General features: G+C 67.9%; 17 protein-coding genes, 1 tRNA gene and 1 pseudogene. 7 read left to right on the plus strand and 12 right to left on the minus strand.

Annotated elements, in window-relative coordinates:
* Positions 1-63 precede the first annotated feature (63 nt).
* On the plus strand, positions 64-2,121 hold the full coding sequence (locus tag AB0M70_RS02720; protein ID WP_365815571.1) for a glycoside hydrolase: 2,058 nt from the start codon (positions 64-66) through the stop codon (positions 2,119-2,121).
* A gap of 22 nt (positions 2,122-2,143) precedes the next feature.
* Here AB0M70_RS02720 and AB0M70_RS02725 read toward each other — a convergent pair whose 3' ends face one another.
* Genes AB0M70_RS02725 through AB0M70_RS02735 form a run of 3 tightly spaced genes read right to left on the minus strand, consistent with a single transcriptional unit; the run spans position 2,144 to position 4,616 of the window.
* Positions 2,144-2,485, minus strand: a complete 342-nt coding sequence (locus tag AB0M70_RS02725; protein ID WP_365815573.1) for an STAS domain-containing protein — start codon at positions 2,483-2,485, stop codon at positions 2,144-2,146.
* Positions 2,482-3,813, minus strand: a complete 1,332-nt coding sequence (locus tag AB0M70_RS02730) for a SpoIIE family protein phosphatase (RefSeq protein ID WP_365815575.1) — start codon at positions 3,811-3,813, stop codon at positions 2,482-2,484. The genes AB0M70_RS02725 and AB0M70_RS02730 overlap by 4 nt, the downstream gene beginning before the upstream one ends.
* Positions 3,813-4,616, minus strand: coding sequence for an alpha/beta hydrolase (locus tag AB0M70_RS02735; protein ID WP_365815577.1), 804 nt, complete (start codon positions 4,614-4,616; stop codon positions 3,813-3,815). Before AB0M70_RS02735 ends, AB0M70_RS02730 begins: the two co-directional genes overlap by 1 nt.
* Before the next feature lie 217 nt (positions 4,617-4,833).
* Between AB0M70_RS02735 and AB0M70_RS02740 the strand changes: the two are divergent.
* Both AB0M70_RS02740 and AB0M70_RS02745 read left to right on the plus strand, forming a co-directional pair.
* A pseudogene (locus tag AB0M70_RS02740) lies at positions 4,834-5,970 on the plus strand (polysaccharide lyase family 1 protein); the annotation flags it as partial.
* A gap of 237 nt (positions 5,971-6,207) precedes the next feature.
* On the plus strand, positions 6,208-7,860 hold the full coding sequence (locus AB0M70_RS02745; protein WP_365815579.1) for a methyltransferase domain-containing protein: 1,653 nt from the start codon (positions 6,208-6,210) through the stop codon (positions 7,858-7,860).
* A 142-nt stretch (positions 7,861-8,002) separates the two neighbouring features.
* Here the strand turns inward: AB0M70_RS02745 and AB0M70_RS02750 are convergent, their stop codons facing one another.
* Positions 8,003-8,362, minus strand: a complete 360-nt coding sequence (locus AB0M70_RS02750) for a hypothetical protein (protein ID WP_365815581.1) — start codon at positions 8,360-8,362, stop codon at positions 8,003-8,005.
* 81 nt (positions 8,363-8,443) lie between these two features.
* Complete coding sequence (locus AB0M70_RS02755) at positions 8,444-9,541, minus strand: hypothetical protein (protein ID WP_365815583.1); 1,098 nt, start codon at positions 9,539-9,541, stop codon at positions 8,444-8,446.
* A gap of 346 nt (positions 9,542-9,887) precedes the next feature.
* Here AB0M70_RS02755 and AB0M70_RS02760 point away from each other — a divergent pair, with 346 nt between their 5' ends.
* On the plus strand, positions 9,888-10,775 hold the full coding sequence (locus AB0M70_RS02760; RefSeq protein ID WP_365815585.1) for a glycosyl hydrolase: 888 nt from the start codon (positions 9,888-9,890) through the stop codon (positions 10,773-10,775).
* Between the two features lie 88 nt (positions 10,776-10,863).
* Here AB0M70_RS02760 and AB0M70_RS02765 read toward each other — a convergent pair whose 3' ends face one another.
* The 4 genes from AB0M70_RS02765 to AB0M70_RS02780 form a co-directional block, all read right to left on the minus strand.
* On the minus strand, positions 10,864-11,409 hold the full coding sequence (locus AB0M70_RS02765; RefSeq protein WP_365815587.1) for a GNAT family N-acetyltransferase: 546 nt from the start codon (positions 11,407-11,409) through the stop codon (positions 10,864-10,866).
* Between the two features lie 23 nt (positions 11,410-11,432).
* Positions 11,433-13,016, minus strand: coding sequence for an asparagine synthase (locus tag AB0M70_RS02770; protein WP_365815589.1), 1,584 nt, complete (start codon positions 13,014-13,016; stop codon positions 11,433-11,435).
* Positions 13,017-13,106: 90 nt separating this feature from the next.
* Positions 13,107-13,301 (minus strand): hypothetical protein, encoded by a 195-nt coding sequence (locus AB0M70_RS02775; protein ID WP_365815591.1) that lies wholly within the window; start codon positions 13,299-13,301, stop codon positions 13,107-13,109.
* 243 nt (positions 13,302-13,544) lie between these two features.
* Complete coding sequence (locus AB0M70_RS02780; protein WP_365815593.1) at positions 13,545-13,907, minus strand: hypothetical protein; 363 nt, start codon at positions 13,905-13,907, stop codon at positions 13,545-13,547.
* A 152-nt stretch (positions 13,908-14,059) separates the two neighbouring features.
* On the opposite strand from AB0M70_RS02780, the gene AB0M70_RS02785 reads away from it, so the two are divergent.
* Positions 14,060-15,409: a hypothetical protein gene (locus tag AB0M70_RS02785; RefSeq protein WP_365815595.1), complete on the plus strand. Its 1,350-nt coding sequence runs from the start codon at positions 14,060-14,062 to the stop codon at positions 15,407-15,409.
* Between the two features lie 241 nt (positions 15,410-15,650).
* Here AB0M70_RS02785 and AB0M70_RS02790 read toward each other — a convergent pair whose 3' ends face one another.
* Together AB0M70_RS02790 and AB0M70_RS02795 are read right to left on the minus strand one after the other, a co-directional pair.
* Positions 15,651-17,660, minus strand: a complete 2,010-nt coding sequence (locus AB0M70_RS02790) for a type ISP restriction/modification enzyme (protein ID WP_365816267.1) — start codon at positions 17,658-17,660, stop codon at positions 15,651-15,653.
* Between the two features lie 62 nt (positions 17,661-17,722).
* Positions 17,723-18,055: an N-6 DNA methylase gene (locus tag AB0M70_RS02795; RefSeq protein WP_365815597.1), complete on the minus strand. Its 333-nt coding sequence runs from the start codon at positions 18,053-18,055 to the stop codon at positions 17,723-17,725.
* A gap of 52 nt (positions 18,056-18,107) precedes the next feature.
* Here AB0M70_RS02795 and AB0M70_RS02800 point away from each other — a divergent pair, with 52 nt between their 5' ends.
* Positions 18,108-18,746 (plus strand): hypothetical protein, encoded by a 639-nt coding sequence (locus tag AB0M70_RS02800; RefSeq protein WP_365815599.1) that lies wholly within the window; start codon positions 18,108-18,110, stop codon positions 18,744-18,746.
* Between the two features lie 751 nt (positions 18,747-19,497).
* Here the strand turns inward: AB0M70_RS02800 and AB0M70_RS02805 are convergent.
* Positions 19,498-19,571: transfer RNA gene (locus AB0M70_RS02805), tRNA-Pro, on the minus strand.
* 128 nt (positions 19,572-19,699) lie between these two features.
* On the opposite strand from AB0M70_RS02805, the gene AB0M70_RS02810 reads away from it, so the two are divergent.
* The gene (locus AB0M70_RS02810; protein ID WP_365815601.1) at positions 19,700-20,419 is read left to right on the plus strand and encodes a transketolase; all 720 of its coding nucleotides are present in this window, start codon (positions 19,700-19,702) and stop codon (positions 20,417-20,419) included.
* The last annotated feature ends 47 nt before the right edge of the window (positions 20,420-20,466 follow it).

Consider the following 20,466-nt stretch of genomic DNA (forward strand, 5'->3'; position numbering starts at 1 on the left):
CCATGCGCCGGTCGGGGAAACGTTCTTAATAAGTTCTTAGGCTCACCGCCGACGCTGTCCCCCGTGAACTACGCGATGAACAGCAGCAGTCAGCCCCAGGGAGCCCGGCACAGTGACGTCGCGGGTGCGCGGCGTCGGCGACGCCTCCGTACGTACGGCATCGCCGTGGCCGTGGCGCTGACCGCCGGGACGGCGTCGGCGGGTTACCTGGCCATGGCCGAGTCGCCGGCCGGGGGCGGCAGGGCGTCGGCGCCGCCTCAAGTGCACGGCGCCACAGTGGACTTCAGCGTGCGGGGCGGCACCGCGCGCGTGGACACCGGGACGCTGCGCGTCACGGGGCGGACCGGCGACGGGGCCACGCTCCCGGTGTCCGGCGCGGCGGGACAGCGGCTCGGCAAGCCGGGCAAGGTGACCGTGGACGGCGGCACGGCCCACTGGTCGTACCCCGACAAGAAGCTCACCGTCACGGCGAGGAGCGAGCGGGGCCGCCTGCGCATGACGGTGCACTCCGCGGCCGACCAGAACCTGTCCTGGCCCAGGACGACGCCCGGCGCGGGCGCGGCCCTGCAGATCCCGCGCGGCGAGGGCCTGCGGGTCCCGGTGAGCGACAACTTCTGGAACTCCGGCGAGGCCGGTCTCAAGGACTCGGAGGCCGAACTCTCGGGCGGCCTCACCCTTCCGGCCTGGGGCTACACCCAGGGTGGGCACGGTGTCGGCTACATCGTGCCGGAGGAGGTCGGCACGTCGCTCGCCTTCGCGTCGAAGGACGGGCGGATCGGCTCGACCGCGCGGCACGAGTTCTCGCGGCGCGAGCGGACCCGCGACTACACGGTGCACTTCTCCCTCACCGACGCGTCCCCGGTCTCCTCGGCCACCGACTACCGCGCCTACCTGGACGAGCACGGCAAGCTGCGCTCGCTGAAGCAGAAGATCCGCGAAAACCCGGGAGTGAAACGCCTGTTGGGGGCCGTGCACGCCTACGCCTGGGGCAGCGCACGCACCGCGAAGGGCGTGAACGAACTGCACAAGCTCGGCGTCTCGCGGCTCTGGCTCGGCTATGACGCGGACGACCAGCCGATGGACGAGCAGGCCGTGCGGGCAGCGAAGCGAAACGGCTATCTGGTCGGCCCCTACGACTCCTGGGCCAACGGCCAGCCCTCCGAAACCGCCGACAATCCGTCGTCGAAATGGCCTGACGCGGTCTACCCGGACTTCTGCGTGAGGAACTGGAAGGGCGAGATCAAGGAAGGCTTCGGCGGCCGCGGCTGCTATGTCAGCACCCAGGCCTTCCAGCAGGCCGAGCCCACCAAGCATTACCTGGCCGACCGGGCGAAGAAGATCACGGCCAATGGCGCCGACAGCTATTTCCTGGACGTCGACGCGGCGGGTGAACTGTTCACCGACAGCAGCGAGGGCCACCGCATGAACAAGAAGCAAGACCGCGCCAACCGCCTGGAGCGCATGCGGAAACTGGCCTCCGACGACAAGTTCGTCCTCGGCTCGGAATCGGCGGGCGCCTGGGCCGCTCCCGTGCTCGCCTTCAACCACGGCGGCCAGACCCCGGTCGCCGACGGCTTGTGGAAGCTGGAGAAGGACAAGGAGAAGTGGGGCGGCTACGCACCGCAGGGCGAGCCCGCGTTCTTCTTCAAGGAGGCCGCACTGCCGCCCGCGCTGGCAAAGGCGATGTACGACCCGCGCTATCGCGTCCCCCTGTACGAGACCGCGCTGCACGGTTCCGTCATCAACACCGACCGCTGGGAAATGCCGTACAACAAACTCCCGGAACAGAAAACCGACCGAGCGCTGATGTCCGCTCTCTACAACACCCCGCTCAACTTCACGCTCGGGGACAAGAACTTGACGTCCACGGGCAAGGAAATGGCCGCGCTGCAACGCCAGTTCGCACCCCTGCACCAGGCCGCGGGCACCGAGCGGATGACCGACTACCGGCGGCTCACCGCTGACGGGACGGTGCAGCGCTCGCAGTTCGGCGACGGCAAGCTGACGGTGACGGCCAACTTCGGCAAGAAGGCGTACGGGTCGCTGCCGGGCGGCTGCGCGGAGGCCAGGCTCAAGGGCGACCCGAAGCCGCACCGCCTCTGCCCCGCACAGCTGCCCTGACCCGACGGGCTGCCCGTACCGCTCAGGCGGTCTCGCTCGCGGTCTCGCTCGCGGGTTGGATGGTGAAGACCTGGTCCAGGCCGACGATCCGCAGGATGCGCAGCGTGTTGGCGGGGATGCCGACCAGGATCAGCTCGGCCTCGGCGGCCTGGGCGCGGAGGCGGGCCGCGAGCAGGACGCTGATGCCGGTGGAGTCGCAGAACTCCAGGCGGGACAGGTCGATGACCAGGTTCTGGCCCCGGGTCAGGGCCAGGCAGTCGACCTGTTCGCGCAGGGCGGTGGCCCGCTCGTAGTCGAGTTCGCCGACCACGTGCAGGACGGGGCCGGTGGCAGTGCTGCGGTAGGTGATGTTCAGAGGGCTCATCGTGCGTCATCCGTTGCCGGGTGGGCGGTGGGGACGCCCAGTGCGAGCAGTGCGGTGTCGTCGTCCAGGCCGTCACCGAAGCTCTCCAGGAGCCCGGTCAGCGCGGCGATCATCTCGTGGGGTGTGCTGGGTGCGTGTTCGGCGGCGAAGGCCTGGAGGGCGTCGTCGCCGAAGAGGCTCCGCCGAGAGGAGCCGGTACGGGCCTCGGTGAGTCCGTCGGTGTAGAGCAACAGCGTGTCACCGGCGGCGAGCGTGGTCTCCGCGGTGGCGAACCGGGCCTCGGGAACGACGCCGACGAGCAAACCCCCGGGAGTCGGGAGGTAGTCGGCGGTGCCGTCGGCCCGTAGGACAAGCGCCGGCGGGTGTCCCCCGGAGGCGAGGCGCACGGTGATGTCCCCGTCTTCGGCGCCCGGCTGGACGACGCCGAAGATCACCGTGCAGTAGCGGGGGTCGCCGCTGGCTCCGTAGCGCTCCTGGAGGACGGAGTTGAGCGTGGCCAGGGCCGCGGCGGGCTCGGGATCGTGCAGGGCCGCGGCCCGCAGCGTGTACCGCGTGAGGGAGGTGAGCGACGCCGCCTGGGGGCCCTTGCCGCACACGTCCCCGAGGAAGAAGGCCCACCGGCCGTCGCCCAGGGCGAACAGGTCGTAGAAGTCGCCGCCGAGGCGGTCCGGAGAGGCCGTGTGGTAGTAGACGGCGGCTTCGAGCCCCGGCACGGCGGGCAGCGAGGAGGGCACGAGGGACTGCTGCAGCACGGAGAGCGAGTCGGCGAGGCGCTGCCGGTCGGCCTCGGCCTGCCGGCGGGCCTCCTCCGCCTCCGCGCGCGCCCGCTCGGCCTCGGCACGCGCCCGCTCGGATTCCTCGCGGCGGCGCAGGAGTTCCTGCTCGTAGGCGCGCCGGTCGGAGGCGTCGGAGAGCGTCGTGCGGATCAGCAGCGGGTCCCCCTCACTGCCGTGCTTGACCACGGAGGAGACCATCACCGGCAGCCGGCTCCCGTCGGCACCCTTCATCTCCAGCGCGATGCCGCGCAGCTCGCCCTGCATGCGCAGCAGCGGTGCGAAGTGCGTCTCGTGGTAGAGCTTCCCGCCGACGGTGAGGAGATCGGCGAAGCGGACCTGCCCCACCACGGCCTCGCGCTCCAGGCCGAGCCAGTCGAGCAGGGTGGTGTTGACCTTGGCGATGGTTCCGTCCATCAGCGTCGACAGATAACCGCAGGGAGCCGTCTCGTACAGGTCCTCGGCACTGTCCTCGAGCAGCGCGGTGAACGCGGCGTTCGTTCCCGCGGCGTCCCCGATCTCGGCCGGCTCCGGCTCGTCGCCTCCGAGGCTCATCAACGCAAGGCCCCCAGGAAGTCGAGTATGGCTTCGTTGGTGGCCTCCGGCGCGCTCAGCTGCGGGCAGTGCCCGGTGGCGTCCAGGGTGACCAGGCGGGACGAGGGGATCGCGGCGTGCACATACGCGCCGACCTCACGCGGCGCGATCATGTCCTGGGAGCATTCGAGCACCAGGGTCGGCACCGTCACGCTCTTCAGGTCCTCGCGGCTGTCGGACAGGAACGTGGTGCGGGCGAAGACCCGGGCGATGTCCGGGTCGGTGGCGCAGAAGCTGTTGGTCAGTTCCTGACCCAGCTCCGGCCGCTCCGGATTGCCCATGATCACCGGTGCCATCGTGGACGACCAGCCCAGGTAGTTCGAGTCGAGCGAGGACAGCAGCTCGTCGATGTCCTCCGCGGTGAAGCCGCCCCGGTAGCCGTCGTCGTCGATGTAGCGGGGGGAGGGCGCCACCATCACCAGCGACCCGATGCGCTCGGGTGCCGTCCGGGCGGCGAGCACCCCGACCATGGCGCTGACGGAATGCCCGACGAAGACCGCCTGCTCGAGTCCGAGTTCCGCACAGACGTCGACCACGTCCTGGGCGTAACCGTCGAGTGACGCGTACCGCTCCTGGCTCCAGGCCGACAGATCCGAGCCGCCGGAGCCGACGTAGTCGAAGAGCACCACGCGGTGCCGCTCCGCCAGGGCAGGCACGGCCAGCCGCCACATGTTCTGGTCGCAGCCGAAGCCGTGCGCGAGGACCACCGCGGGCCCGTCGGCCGGCCCCGTGACCGTCACATTGTTCCTGGCTCGAATATCCATGCCGTACATCCTCCCACCTGCCCCAAGAACCCCGGACGCGGCGTCGGTGCCCACGCTCACCCCCCGCTCATCCCACGGCGCGAGCCCGGTCGGCACATCGCGCGCAGAACGCGGCGACAAGGCGGCAACCTCGGGTCCCGCCGCGACGACTAGGGCGTACGGGACAGCGACACCCGGGATTCCACACCGGGATTCCATGACGAACAGGGAGCCGACCATGAGCCGAGCACGTTCACGAAGACTGCACGTCACGCTGGCCACGCTGGTCGCCACGGCCGCGACCGGCGCGGCGCTCACGCTGCCGGAGGCCGCCGCGCAGACGGACGCCTCCGCGCGGCCCGGGGCCTCGGCCGCGGTCGGCAGCGCCACCGGCTACGCCTCGCAGAACGGCGGGACCACCGGCGGCGCGGGCGGGAAGACGGTGCGGGCCACGACGGGCACCGCCATCCACACGGCGCTGTGCACCCGGGCCGCCGACGACACCCCGATCACCATCGAGGTGCAGGGGACGATCAACCACGGCAACACCTCGAAGGTGTCGGGCAGCAGCTGCAACACCGCCGCCGGGGTGATCGAGCTCAAGCAGATCAGCAACGTCACGATCGTCGGTGTCGGCAGTGGCGCCGTCTTCGACCAGCTGGGCATCCACATCAGGGATTCCAGCAACATCATCATCCAGAACGTGACCGTCAAGAACGTCAAGAAGTCCGGCTCCCCCACGTCCAACGGCGGCGACGCCATCGGCATGGAGAGCGACGTCCGCAACGTCTGGGTCGACCACACGACCCTGGAGGCGTCGGGCGGGGAGTCGGAGGGCTTCGACGGCCTCTTCGACATGAAGAACAACACGCAGTACGTGACCCTCTCGTACAGCATCCTGCGCAACTCCGGGCGCGGCGGCCTGGTCGGGTCCAGCGAGAGCGACGTCTCGAACGGCTACGTCACCTACGACCACAACAAGTACGAGAACATCGACTCCCGCACGCCCCTGCTCCGCGGCGGCACGGCCCACATCTACAACAACTACTACGTGGGCCTGCACGAGTCCGGCATCAATTCCCGCGCCGGGGCCAAGGCCAAGGTGGACAACAACTACTTCAAGGACTCCAAGGACGTCCTGGGCACCTTCTACACCGACGCGGCCGGCTCCTGGCAGGTCAGCGGCAACACCTTCGCCAAGGTGACCTGGTCCCCCGCCGACGACGAGTACAAGCCGGCGGGCCCGAACCCGACGTCCAACACGACGGTGACCATCCCTTACGCGCACAAGCTCGACAGCGCCGCCTGCGTACCGGCCGTCTTGGGCAGAACCGCGGGAGCGAACACCGGCCTCAAGGTGTCGGACGGCACCTGCTAGGCACTGCAGCCGCTCAGCCCCCACCACCGCAAACAATCTTGCGGCGGGAAAGCCGCTGGCCAAGGCCGCTGTCGGGCCCAACTCCGGCTCCGTATACGAACTTTGGAGGCATCAGACCCCTCAGTCTTGGATAGCAATGCGCTCACACCACGCGGTTCCCCAGGCCTGCGGCATGTGCCTGCCTGGGCTGCCGCGCCGGGCAGGATTCCTCAAGGCTGAAGGGTCCCCATCATCGTGCAACCGGCTCAAGAGTTCGGCGACAACCCTGTCGAAGTACGCGAAACCGGGCACTACACGGAGGAGTACGTCCCCAGCTTCGTCGAGAAGTGGGACTCCCTCATCGATTGGGAGAAGAGAGAGGAGAGCGAAGGGAACTTCTTCATCGACCTGCTGCACAAGTGGGGGGTGAGGAGCGTGCTCGACGTCGCGACGGGCACGGGATTCCATTCCGTACGGCTGCTGGCCGCCGGATTCGAGACCGTGAGCGCGGACGGCAGCGCGGAGATGCTGGCGAGGGCGTTCGAGAACGGCACCAAGCAGGGCGGACACATCCTGCGGGTCGTCCAGGCGGACTGGCGATGGCTCAACAGAGACGTCCACGGGGAGTACGACGCCATCGTGTGCCTCGGCAACTCCTTCACCCATCTCTTCTCGGAGCGGGACCGGCGCAAGGCACTGGCCGAGTTCTACGCGATGCTCAAGCACGACGGAATTCTCATCTTGGACCAGCGCAATTACGACGCGGTCCTGGACGACGGCTACACGAGCAAGCACAGGTATTACTACTGCGGTGAGGACGTCATCGTGGAGCCGGAGTATGTCGACGAGGGATTGTGCCGCATGCGGTACAGCTTCCCGGACAACTCCATCTACCACCTCAACATGTTCCCGCTGCGCAAGGACTACACGCGGCGGCTGATGTCCGAGGTGGGTTTCCAGCACATCGAGACCTACGGCGACTTCCAGCACACCTACCGGGGTGAGCAGCCGGACTTCTTCGTGCACGTGGCGGAGAAGGAGTACCGGACCGAGAACGAGGGACAGTACAAAGGCGCGGTCGGCACCGCCCGCAGCTACTACAACTCACCCGACGCCGACACCTTCTACGCCTCGGTGTGGGGCGGCGAGGACATCCACATCGGCCTGTACGAAAGCCCGGTGGAGCCCATCGCGGCCGCGAGCAGGCGGACCGTCGAGCGGATGGCGTCGAAGCTGCAGCTGACCCAGGAATCCGTGGTGCTCGACCTCGGTTCCGGGTTCGGCGGCTCGGCGCGCTATCTGGCGCAGACGTACGGCTGCCGGGTCCTCGCCCTCAACCTCAGCGAGGTGGAGAACCAGCGCCACAAGGAGCTGAACGCGACCCGCTCGCTCACCGACAGGATCGAGGTCGTGGACGGGTCCTTCGAGGACATCCCGTACCCGGACGACCACGTCGACGTCATCTGGTCCCAGGACGCCTTCCTGCACAGCGGGAACCGGGTCCGGGTCCTGGAGGAGATCGCGCGGGTGCTGCGGCCGGGCGGCCGTCTCATCTTCACCGACCCGATGGCGGCGGCGGACGGCGGCAGCACGGACGTACTGCAGCCGATCCTCGACCGCATCCACCTGGACGACATGGGCTCACCCGGCTTCTACACACGCGAGCTGGACCGTCTCGGCTTCACCGCCGTCGACGGCGGTTTCGAGGAGCACCGCGAGCAGTTGGTGAACCACTACACGCGGGTCCTCGAGGAGACCGAGCGGCAGGAGGCGGACGGGCTGGCCAGGAGGATCAGCCACGACTACCTCGCCCAGATGAAGAAGGGGCTCGGCCACTGGATAGCGGGCGGCCGCGACGCGCACCTGACCTGGGGGATCTTCCACTTCAGGCTGGGCGCGGGTGACTGAGCGAGACGGCTGAGCGAGCCGGCTGAACGAGCCGGCTGAACGAGCCGGCTGAGCGGAACACCCGAACATCCGAGCAGCCGTCGGGGCCCGGGTGCCATGTGGCACCCGGGCCCTTCGGCACGTTCTCACACAGGGGCGTCCGTCAGTGGTCGGAGTAGCTGAAGTCGCCGATGGTCCAGGCGCTGACGTCCTCGATCGCCACGCGGTACATGCCGCCGGTCTCCGGGATTCCCACCGTGCCCTGCAGAATCCGCGCCACGTGGAAATGCAGATGGCGCGGGGGCCCCTCCTTGTCCGACGCGGCGGTGAACATGGCGGAGAAATCGCTCAGGCGGTCCGAGTCCGCCAGAACCTCCGACACCCGCTGCCTCCAGACGGATTCGGGAGCCAGCCGGCCGGTGATGACAGCACCACAGGCGACCACGGTCAGAGACATCTGATTGCTGTGCCCGGACTCCACCAGGGCGGCGATGTCAACAAGCAGTTCGTCAGGCTTCGACATGAGAGAAGATTCTAATCGCCGGCCAACGACGCGGCTCACGCAGTGGTGCGCCGGAGTCCCACGGGCCGCGCCGCACCCCCCTCAAGACCGTGAGGCAGTGCCGCATTCCGATCTGTCGCGCATACGCGATTCCATCGTCTCGCTGCGGTCGTACGGGTCGACTTCGGGGCCGTCGTGCGCGTTCGGGGCGGCGCGATCGGCGCCGAATTCGGGGGTGAGGTAGCCGGTGTAGGTGTCGCAGCCGCCGTTGGTGGTGTCGACCTTGTAGGAGACGAAGGAGAACGTCCCCTTCTTGGTGATCACCTTCGCCGGGTCGTCCCAGCTCATCACGGTCTCGCGGCGCACGATGGTACGGACGACTTCCTCGCTGCCCGCTTCGGCGCTCACGACCGGATAGACATAGGTGACATCGGCGGTCACCTCGACCGCGCCGCGCTTGCCTTCCTCGAAGGTGAGGCGGCCTCGCGTCTTGATCACGTCCCCGACGAGACGCACCTTCGACTTCTCGAACCGGCTGAACATCAGCAGCGGATCGTTTTCCTTGCTGGGCGCGCTGAACGCGACGGAGAGGAATTCCTTGGTGTCGGCCTGATGCGGGTTGATGAGTTCGATCGCCTTGGCGGGCCGCTCCCCGCGCAGCACCCCTCGGTCGAGACTGGACGCCGCAAGGAAGTCCCGGGACCGCCCGAGGGCGTCCGCGACCTGCGCACGGCTCATCCAGCCCGTCGCCCGTGCTTCCGGCAGATGAATCCCCGCCACCCCGTCCCGCCAACGGGCCGCGGGCGAGCCCCTGAACGGCTCGTCCACCGTGGGCCGTTGGGCCGCGGCCTCCGTCGCCGGCGCCTGACTCGGACGAGCCGACTCCGCGGCGGCAGGCGAGGCATCCCCGTCACCACCGCCTCCGAACCAGTCCGTCAGGCTCCCCGGAGCGACCGCCACCGCCAGGACAAGCGCGACCACGACGAGACCGACCACGTACCAGCCCTTGCCCCGTCGCCGCGGGGCCGGTCGATGGGTCCGCCACCCCTCCGGCCTGCCGGGCTCGTCCCGCAACCGCCGCGCCACCATGCGGGCCCGCGCCGAAGGCTCCTCGGGAGCGCTTTCAGCGCCCGCGCCCGCCTCCGCGTCCCGCAGAAAGCGCGCCCACTCCTCGTCCGATATGGACCCATCCTTGCCCACGCGGCGTCCCCACCCCTTCGCATACACCCGGCCTCCCCCCAGTGGCCGGCCAACATCCGCGTATCATCACACAACTCATCCAGTGCCCTTCCGGCGTGAGATGCACCATGCGGCGCTCGGCGCCAACGACGCTCGATAGCAGTGAATCGGGCTGACGGCGGGCGGAGGGTGAATGGGGTAAACCGCCGGCCCTACGAATGCGCTTAGTAGGTCCTCCCATTGCCTTCGCGCACGGCCCTTCCCACAATGTCCCGGAACTGAACCGGGGGGCCAGGGTCGAGAAGGACGAGAAGTGAAGCGAAAGCTGGCGACGATCTGCGCCATGGCCGGGGTTATCCTCGCGACCATGGCCATGCCTTCCGAGGGTGCCGACGTCCCCTCTCGTCTGGGCGTCTATGCCGGGCCGGGCAAAACGGATGCCGTGAACGATTCGCGGACGTGGCTCGGGCGGTCACAGATGGATGCCACGGACTATCTGGACCCGTCGGAGAACGACGGCTGGAATCAGTACGCGGCCAAGTACTGGGGTGACTGGAAGAAGGCCGGGGACGGCCGGCAGTTCGTGCTCGGGCTGCCGATGCTGCCCAAGGGCGGAAATTTCCGGGACGGGCTCGCCGGGAAATACGACAGCCAGTTCCGCGACCTCGCCGACCTGCTGGTCAGGAACGGCCTCGCCGATTCCGTCGTCCGCCTCGGGTACGAGGGCAACAACAAGACCATCGGCGCCTGGCAGGGCACTGACGATCCCGCGGCCTATCGGGAGATGTTCCGTCGGGTGGTCACTCTCCTGCGCGCCCAGACCGGGACGCACTTCCGCTTCGACTACAACATGGCCGTCGGCACCTCGGGCAAGGTCACCTCATTCGAGACGCTGTACCCCGGCGACTCGTACGTCGACATCGTGGGCCTGAACATCTACGACGTGTGGTGGGAGCACCCGGACGCGACCCCCGCCCAGCGCTGGGACCACACTCTCACCACCCCCATGGGCGTGAAGGAGTTCAAAAAATTCGCCGCCACGCACACCAAGCCCAAGTCCTATCCGGAATGGGGCCTTTACGGAAGGGGCGACGCCTACATGGGCGGCGGCGACTCCCCCTACTTCATCGACCGGATGGCCGACCTGGTCAAGGACTCGGCGTACCAGGCGTACTTCGACTTCGACTGGGGCGGCGGAACACTGGACGACTACCCCAAGGGCAAGGCGCGGTACAGGCTCCGCTTCGGCGGCTAGAGATCCGTCGGATCGGGTGCGGGCATTGCGGCTTCACGCTGCGTCGTACTCGGTGGAGGTGCTGGGCGTGCGTGCGCCTCCCGAGGAGTCAGGTGACGGTGCCGGTGGGTTCGGTGGTGACGGGCAGGCGGTTGAGCTCCTCGGCTTTGCGAGCCAGGAGGTAGGCGGGGTGGCCGCCTCGCTCAGTGGTGTGGACGAGGTCGAAGCCTTGGTGCTCGCGGTAGTAGCGCACGAGTCGTTGGTGTCCACAGCCGCGCCGTACCCAGAGCTTTCCGGTGCGGGCCGCGTGAGCCAGGGCCCACCAGGCCATGAGCGTGCCGGGCTTGGTTACCCGGTGGTCGGGGTGGGTGAAGGTGGTGGCCAAGAAGAGCGCGGGCTCGGCGCGCTCGGTATCGGTCCATCCCCATTCGGGGGTCTGGTCGTAGAGGCTGGTGCAGCCGATGAGTTCTGCCTCGGGTGAGAGCAAAGCCCATACGGGGGTGTGGCCGTTCCCGGCCTGTGCGGCGATCTGTTCGGCCCGGTCCTCTTCGAGGAGGTCTGCGCCGCCGACCTTGCCTGTGCTCACCATCCAGGCGGCGCGGGCGCGGATTAGCTCGGTGTAAGCGGAGCGGTCGTCGGCGGTGGCGGGGCGCATCACGTACATGGTCTTTGAGGCTCTCAGTTGTGGGCGGCGCGATGGGCGAGGTCGGCGGCGACGACGTCGGCGAGACGGTCGTCTGTGGCGCGGATGTCGCCGGATTCGATGCGCGTCAGGACTCGGGTGAGGACGTCGGCGTCTACGAGCTTGGCGTCGATGAGCGGAGACCCTTGATCGAGTAGGCGTCGCACCTGTGCGGGAAGGGTGGTGCGGACCGCGGTGTTCATGACGTCGGTGAAGTTTTCCGGCAAGGGCGGTTCCACGACCAGTTCGGACAGGCCCAGGGCCGCCAGACGGCGGCGGTGCAGGTTCTTGCGGGAGCGCCAGGAGCGGGGCAGCCACTCGCCGAAGCGGATCATGTGCGGATCGGCGAAGGGGTGCAGGGGCCAGATGCCGGCCTCGAGCAGCAGCGGCGCGGCCGATGCCATCGCGAGCAGGGTCATTTCGTTGACGACGGCGGGCGGGCAGGTGTCCCCGTCCACGTCCGTGAGGGCCTCGCGGGCGGCAGGCCCCAGCCATTCGGTCATCGCGTGGCCCGGGCCGACGGGCGGGTGTGGTGCTTCCCGGGGAGTGAGGGCGACCATCTCGTCTCCGCCGATCCCGGTCACCACGGTACGGATGCCGGCCCCGGCCAGTTGGTAGACAAGGGCGGCGGTGGCCTCGTGGTAGGGCTCTTCGTAGGGGTATACGTATCCGCTCAGGGCGCGTCGTCCGTCCGGGTGCAGAGGAGGCAGGGCCGGGGTGGTGATGTCGGTGCGAAAGCGCCCGGTACGGAGCATCTCGGCTCGCCGCGTGCGCTGTTGTGCTCCCATCGGGCCGGGGAGGAGCATCGCCGAGGCGGTGACCCTTCCGGGGTGGCGCAGTGACAGATGGGTGCCGGTGACGGCCGAGTCGAAGCCGCCCGAGACATGCGCGCTGGTGGTGTCCGGGTCGTACAGATGCCGGTCGAGCACCGCGTCGAGCATGGTGCCGTACGCGGTCAGTACGTCGGCGTCGTCGGCCAGAGCACGGGCCCTGGAGTGCAGCGCCGGGGCAGGCTGCTCGAAGCGGATCGGTCCGTGACCGTTGTAGTGGGCGGCTGCGCGCTCGGTCAGCCGGTACAGGCTGGTGAAACAGGTGTGGTGGCTGTAGCGGAACCACAGGCTGAGCAGTCGTGCCGTCTCGGCGACATGGAAGTCCACGCGGGGCATGCGTTTGACGAGGTCGGCGGTGGTCCACGAGCCGTGCAGCACACCGTCGACGGCTGTCAGGTACAGCGGAGCGGTGCCGTGTTCACCGGCCCTGAGGCTGACCGTGCCGTCGGGGGCAAGATCGATGGCGACGAAGTTCAGGGGCCAGGCCAAGAGCTCCGCGCGGAGCTCGCGGAAGGTGGTGGTGGACAGTTCCACGACGGCACATCGGGCATCGCCCGCACGACGTGCGTCGCGCTCGCGGAGGTGGACAAGGACCTGTCCGGTGTCGCGGTCGGTGAGGGCGACCGCGTCCAGGGACGGATGGTCCAGCGGGGCAACCCAGGACGCGCCGCACTGAAGGCGGGTGTTGTTCCACGCCCACCCGCCGGCCTCGCGGCGGGCCGGGGTGGGTTGGATGCGCAGTTTGAGCACGGGTCCTCCACGAGGTGGGGCGTGGGGCCCGGCCGGGCGGGGTCTGGGCCTGGCCGGGCCCCACGCACACGGGTGCTGGGGCGGGGTGGGTCAGACCTTGAGGCTGTCGTATTCGTGGTTGGTGTCCGAGGAGCCTGCTTCCTTCTTGTAGGCGAAGCGGGTTGCCAGGTCGGGGACCTCGTACTGGGCATGGTCGGTGAACAGCGGGCCCAGCTCGATGCCGCCGAGCGTCGTGGCTTGCCGGCTGGTGGATTGGTCCAGGCGTTGCTTCACAGCGGGTTCCATTCGTCGGTTGTGCTCCGGGGCGGGCGGATCTGCCCGCGGGACCCGTGCCGGGCCGCCTCGCTGGGAAGCAAGGGCGGCTGGTGAGGTCCGGCACGGGAGTTGAGAACTGTCAGGTGCCGGCCAGTGTGTGGATAAGGAGCAGGCTGAAGGTGATCACGACCAGCGATACCAGCGCCGTGGTGATGACCGTCTCGGTCGCTCTGGAGCGCATCGGACGCCGAGCGCGGCGACCGTCCCGGCGGTTCACCACGACGGCACCATCGCGTTCTTGAGCAGGCGGCATGCTCCGGCGAGGAGGTAGAGCCGGGCGGTGGGGTTGGTGAAGGCGCCGGTCTGCTGGTCGTGTTGTACGGATCTGGCGTGGCGGATGCTGTCGGCGAGGACATCGCGAGCGCGTTGCTCGGCCGGGCTGCGTCCCGGCATGCGGTTCAGGTGGTACTCGGCGGGCGTGATCAGCGCGGCCAGGTAGATGGCCAGCTCAACGGCCACGGCGTCGGCGAGACGGCTGCTGGGGTCGGCGACGGCGAGTCCTTCGGCACGGTGGACGGCGTTGTCGACGAGAGCCAGGTCCACGGGGTCGTTGGTGTTGTGGTGGGGGGTGGTCATGAGGGTCACCGTGGGCTCCCTGGGGTGGACGAGATGGTTCCGTCTGGTTCCTGACGTACAGCCAACTACCGGTCACGCTGCGCGGGTACCGTGAAGGAAGAGCGCGCTCGTAAACGCCGTAAAAGCTGTCGGAGCTGGCGGGAGAATCACTCATGGCAGGCACCACGCGTACGCCGAACATCAAGCTGGCCAACCTTCTTGACCAGGGGCAATGTCAGCGCGAGGAGCTCGCCCGCGCGGTGAACCGCATCGGCGCCCTCGCCGGTATGCCGCTGACCTACAGCGGTCAGTCGGTTTCGATGTGGCTGCGCGGCCACCAGCCAAAGCAACAGGTCAGGGCAATAGTGGTAGCCGCCCTGTCGGAAAAACTCGGCAGGCCCATCACGCACGAAGAAGCAGGCCTGACCCCCGCCACGCCCGCCGGAGGCTCTCACCACCCCGACACTGTTGAGGTGTTGATCGACCTGGGAAGGGCGGACATGGATCCCTCTCGACGCGGCGTCCTCGCTGCCGGCGTATTCACCGCGGCGCTGGCGGTGCCCGCCTTCGGTACGGCGGCAGCGCATGCCGGCGAGCCGGTCTCACCGGGCAAGGCGACCACGCGCATCGGCGGCTCGCAGGTCGCCTCGGTGCGGCGCACGACCGTCCGGATCGCCGACATCCTGGACGAGGACGGTGCAGGCCACGCACGGCCGATGGCAGCTGCATTCCTCGTGAACACCGTCGGGCCGTGGATGAAGGCACAGGCGTCGGGCCCTGTCGCGGCCGACATGAAGGCCGCAGCCTCGGACCTGACGTACCTCACCGGCTGGATGGCGATGTACGAAAAGGACCACGCCGCCGCCCAGCGCTGGTACCTCAAAGCCCTCTCCCTCGCCGACGAAGCCGGCGACCACGTGACCTACTGCCGCACACTGCGGGGCATGTCGCTGCAGATGACGAGCCTTCGCCACGGCCGCAAAGGGCTGGAGTTCGCCGACAGCGCCGCCGAGGCAGCCCCACAAGCCGGCCCGCGCCTGGTGGCATTCCTGCGCGGCCAGCAGGCCCACGCCGCATCCACGGTCAAGGACCGCAGGCAGGCCCACGCACGGCTGAGCGAGGCCGAGGCGGCGCTGTCGAAGGCCGACAACCGGCGGGACGCCGTGGGCGGGTACGACCGAACCGCTTGGCTCTTCCACCTCTCGCACGTGCTCTACGAGGAGCGGGACTTGCCCGGCAGCATCAAGGCGCTACAGGACTCCATCAAGGTGCAGCCCGCACAGGAACGGCAGGGCCGCGTGCACTCCTACGCCCTGCTGGCTCAACGCCAGCTCGCCCACGGGCACCTGGACGCGGCATGCGCCTCCTGGGGCCGGTTCCTGGACGAGTACGAGCTCGTCTCCTCCGCACGCGGCGACGAGCATTTCGGGACGATGCGACGGGAGATGCGCGCTCGTGCCAGCGCACGACCTGTGAAAGAACTGGCGGGACGGGCGCGAGAAGTCGCCGCCCTCAAAGCATGACATGCAAGGCTACTGATAGAGCCTTGCCGTCGAGCAGGAGCCGGGCGTTCTTCCGCCGCAAACTCTGAGGTGTCCGAGATTCAGCTGCGGTGGAGGACCGAGCGGCAAGTTCTTGTACTGGCCAGGGTACGGACCGTGGCCTCGTGAAGGATCCGCGTGACAGCAATGACCGCGGCAGGCGAAAGTCACGCTTGCTGTCGTCGACGGGAGGGCACACAGCCGTTTGCTAGCTCTCCCGGCGTCACAAGCCTCGCTCGGTGCCTGGCCCGTCGACAGGCTTGACGGGCTTTCGTGCATGCCGTGGCACTGGGAGAACGCCTTCCTGCGTCAGCTCTGACGCGGATATGAGAGAGGCGGTGCAAACCGCCTCCAGTAGTTCCCGCTGCGCCGGCTCTTCCTGCACCAGCAGACCGAGGATATTCAGCAAGGTGAGCAACTCGGTGGTCCAGTCGGGAGACCACTGACGAGCCACCTCAAAATCGAGGTCCAGTCGCCGCTTTCCCGCTGGCTCTTTGCGGCGATAGCCGAACCACTTGTCCAGGACGTTCATCCCGGAGACCTGATACTCCCTGGTTGATGGCGGTACGGGCTCGATGCACCCCGAACCAATCCACAGGCGCTGCTTGCCTGGCTCATACCGGAGAGCCTGAGGCATGCCCGCTTCCGTGTCGGGTATCTCAACAACACAGCGAGGGCGGCCAGACAAAAGCCTCAGCCCCTCACGCGTACGACCCTCTGCCTGATCGGAAAAGCGATCCCCGTATGTGTGCAGCCACAGCACACGGCGGCCGAGGCGAACGGCATGCTCCCACAGCCGGGCGTCTCCCGTCAGCGGCACCCGAACGCCTGGGTCTTCGAGGTTCTCTCGAAAACTCTCCGTGTAGGCCGGGTGGGAGACCACGGCGGCTATGTAGGCCAGAAAGTCTTCGGGGGTGACCGGGACGGCAAGCCGTCGGGAAACCGCACCAAGCAGTGCGGGAGCAAAGTTGGGGCACTCTGCCCATCCGTCTCGATAGAGCGGGCGGACACAGCCACTGCGTCCGTTGAAGTAATCCATGTCAGGAAGCAGCGCGCTGAAAACAAGTGCTGGCCCGTCCACGACGGGATGCGCGTTCTGCTCCACGGTGAACACCTGATGTTCACCCCGCACCCGCCAGAGGTCGGGCCGCGCGACCACCATGAGCCGGTGATCCGGCAGAACCCATTGCCGGTCGAAGGAGCGATACCCGATCCGGACAGGAGAGGGCTGAGGCCGCTGTTCCTGTCGTAATGGAGTGGTGTCGTAACCCGCTAGTCCAGCGAGCGGTGCCACTCGGCTGTCGATCGTACGATCCCTGGCCTCCCCGAGAAGTCTCTTACGCTCGGCAGGGTCAGCGCTGAGGAAGATCCGCCACCGATTGCGGAGGGTCGCCTCATCCGGCGCATAGACCCACACCCGGCCCGGCGTCACTCCGCGCGAGGACCACGGCATGAGGTCTGCCAGCGGCGGTGCGCTCATCCATAAGTCGTCTCCTTCCGGAAGGAAGGGGTCTGTGTCTCCCCTTGCGCAGTCGCGCCACTCGGGATCGTCGAGGGTCAGGTTGAGTAGGCGCTCCGCCTTGCCGTCTCGACGCCCGTGCACCTTCAGGTGGTGCACGCGAGCGCCGTCCTCCCGGTGCCCTTCACGCAGACGCACGAACACCGCGATGCACAACTCCTGTGCAACAGATGGAAAGAGACGGTTCGCCACGGCAGAGCGTTGGCCTTCGGGAGATAGATCGATGATCCAACCTTCGTCGGCCGATTTCCTCAGGTAGCGGCGCATGCCCGCGAATGCGCGGCTCTTCAGCCAGGCCTTGGGGGTGATGTAGGCGACCACACCGAACGGCGCGTCATCATGCGCGTCGAAGACCTTCCAGGTCCCCCAGCGCCAGAAGAAGACATGGAGGTTGGTCAGCTTCGATTCGTATCTTCCGTTGCCTGCCAGCCGGAAGGCATCCAACGGTGGTTTCTCACCAATATTCGGATCGCCTGCCTCAATCCATTTGCCGGCACCGCGTGTCACGGCGTCGTGGGGCGGATTGCCGATGACCACCATCACGCGTTCGTCCCGCTTGACCTTGTTGGCCTGACGACGCGACTCTGCGAGCGGGCGATAAGTGTGGGGGATCCAGTTGAACTCCGCCTTCGGGTTGTCGAGGGTGTCGGCGACCAGGAGGCGCAGCCCCTGCCTCGGAGCCGCGGAGCCGTAGTCCTTCAACAGCGCATGCATGCGCAGATCCGCCACGGCGTAGGGGCCGATCTGCCTCTCGAAGCCGACGAGTCGCTGGCCCACTAGTTGCCGCAGTCGAGACCAAGCGCTCCAGGCCCTTCCTCCTCGGTGATGGTGGCGGCCGCCCGCCTGAGGATCGACAACAAGAACGTGCCCGTCCCCATCGCGGGGTCGACCACGACTACTTCCGGCGACGCAAACCCGCTTTCGATGCCGAAAGACCGCTGCAGTATCGCCTCGGTCAGGCGCACCATGGCCTCGACCACGCCGTGCGGTGTGTAGTAGGAGCCCGTGCGGACGCGCAGCTCGGTCCCACTCGACTGCGCCCACCACCCGCAGCAGCGTGTCCAGCGTCGTCGACAGGTCACTGGTCGCCGACTCCTCGGTGAGGACATCGAGAGCCTTGCCCATCAACGAGTGCCGCTTGCCCAACTTCGTGGCAATCGCATGCACCGACTCCCCTTCGAACGCAATCCCTTCGACCCTCGCCAGCAAGAGGGCGAACACGACCGTCTGACCGAACTGCTCGACGAACTCACCATCGGTTGTCTCTGGGAAGAGCAGGCGCCGCCATTCCTCGGCGATCTCAGTGAAGACCTGGCGGCGCCTGCCGGCCTTCTCCTGAACCATCGACTCGGCTACCTCATCGCAGAGCAGACGGCACAGGCCAGCGACAGAGCGAACCAACTGCGCGGTGGTACGCGGCGGCTTGGGCTGCCAGAGGAGAAAGTCACGAAGCACCCTGGACAGAGCCGCTCCCTCCGGCGCCAGTCGAGCGCCGGACTTGAGGACGGAGCCTTTCATTCCGGCACGCTTGCCAAAGAGTTGGCCGCCGCGGTACAACGCGAACTCATCCCCGTCGCAATACAGGACGTTGGGAAGCAGCCGCAGCTTCTCCCACTGGGCGGCGCTGTCCCCGGTGAAGGCCGAGGGATCTGCCCCGCGTCCCGGCCTCTTCAACTCGATGTACCCGACGAGCGCTCCGTTGACCGAAACCGCGTAGTCGGGCCTGGCTCGCAGGTCCACGAGTGGGACTTCACCGACCAGTGTGACGGTGAACCCCCAGCCGTCGCCCAACCCGCCTGAACAAAGTCTCCAGTGGGCCACGGAGCTGATCCTCCTGCCACCCCCCGCCTCTGAGCTTGGGCGTGACTTCGGCCCCGAAGGCAGAGACGGCCACTTGCACCGCTTCTTCATACGTGCCGCGTTGAAGTGCTCGGTCCGCCATGTCGCCCCCTTGAGGACAAACGCGGCCGACGGCACTCGAAGGGCCCCCGGCCGTGCCCCACCCTCGACTACGTCCGTGACTAATCCCGGACATGCCACTCTCACCGAATGTAAATACGGAAGCGCAAATTGTGAAGAGTGCGTTCTCCATGAGCACTCCTCCGCGCCCGACTTCAGTCGACACTCCGCATCCGTCGGCGCGAAGGCCTCCAGCGGCTGCGCCACAAGCAGAGACCGGCAGACCACACAAACGCAACCGGACAGGGGGGCAAGGATTCGCATGGCCCCATATCCCGGCCTGCGGATATGGGGCCGCCGCTCCCGACCCCGCCCCCACTGGGAGCGCGGGTGACCAGCAGCAAGAGCGCAAGCACTTACCCCGGAGGCCACCCGATCGACGGGGAGCCGCAGGTAACAAAACGGACACTGATGTGAACGTGCGCGCAAGAAAACGAATATGTGCGCAGCCGCCCGAGTGGGAGCAAACAGGCAAGGGGTCGCACTGGGAGCGTGCTCCCGCTCCACGCTCCCACCCGGGAACGTGGGAGCAACAGAAAAAGGGCCGTTCGAAAACGGCCCTTCAGCTGCGACGTTCGAATGTTCGAACTAGTCGGGACGACAGGATTTGAACCTGCGACCCCTTGACCCCCAGTCAAGTGCGCTACCAAGCTGCGCCACGTCCCGGTGCCCGTGTGACCTGGGGTTTCCCCTGGCCGAACGTGCACCGAAACAATACCGCACTCGGGGCCGTGATCGCTCACGCCTTTCGAGCTGTTGACCTCAAGCGGACTTGAGGTTGCACTCTCTGTGGCATGACGACGACAACGGAACGTGCGCTCCGGCGTGCGGATGGATACGGATACACAGACCTGTCCCGCCTCATGGGGCGGATGACCGGGGACGAGAAGCACGGGCCCGCCGCGACCTCCACCCTTGATGCGCTCTGGGTCCTCTACGACCGGGTGCTCAGGGTCACACCCGAGCAGATGGAGGAGGCCGGGAGGGACCGGTTTCTGTTGTCCAAGGGGCACGGGCCCATGGCCTACTACGCCGTCCTCGCCGCCAAGGGCTTCATCCCCGTCGACTGGCTGGAAGGGTTCGGGGCCTACGACTCGCCGCTCGGGCACCATCCGGACCGGGTGCTCGTGCCGGGGGTCGAGATCGGGAGCGGGTCGCTCGGGCATGGGCTGCCGATCGCGGTCGGGACCACGCTGGGGCTCAGGGCGCGGGGGCTCGCGGATGCCCGGGTGTGGGTGCTCGTCGGGGACGCGGAGCTGGACGAGGGCAGCAATCACGAAGCCATCGCCTTCGCCGGGCCCGCCGGGCTCGAACGGCTGCACACCGTCGTGATCGACAACGCCTCCGCCCGGCACGCCAGGCCCGGCGGCATCGCCGCCCGCTTCGAAGCCGCCGGGTGGTCCACCGCGACCGTCGACGGGCGCGATCACGACGCGCTCTACGCGGCCTTCACCGCGCCGCACCCCGGCCAGCCCCGCGTCGTCGTCGCCCGCGTCGAGCCGAAGGGGCCGTAGGGGCGCCTCGCACCTCCCCTCCCCACGGGCGCTTGTTCGGCCTCGCG

It is taken from the genome of Streptomyces sp. NPDC051214 (assembly GCF_040682375.1).
Taxonomy (GTDB): domain Bacteria; phylum Actinomycetota; class Actinomycetes; order Streptomycetales; family Streptomycetaceae; genus Streptomyces.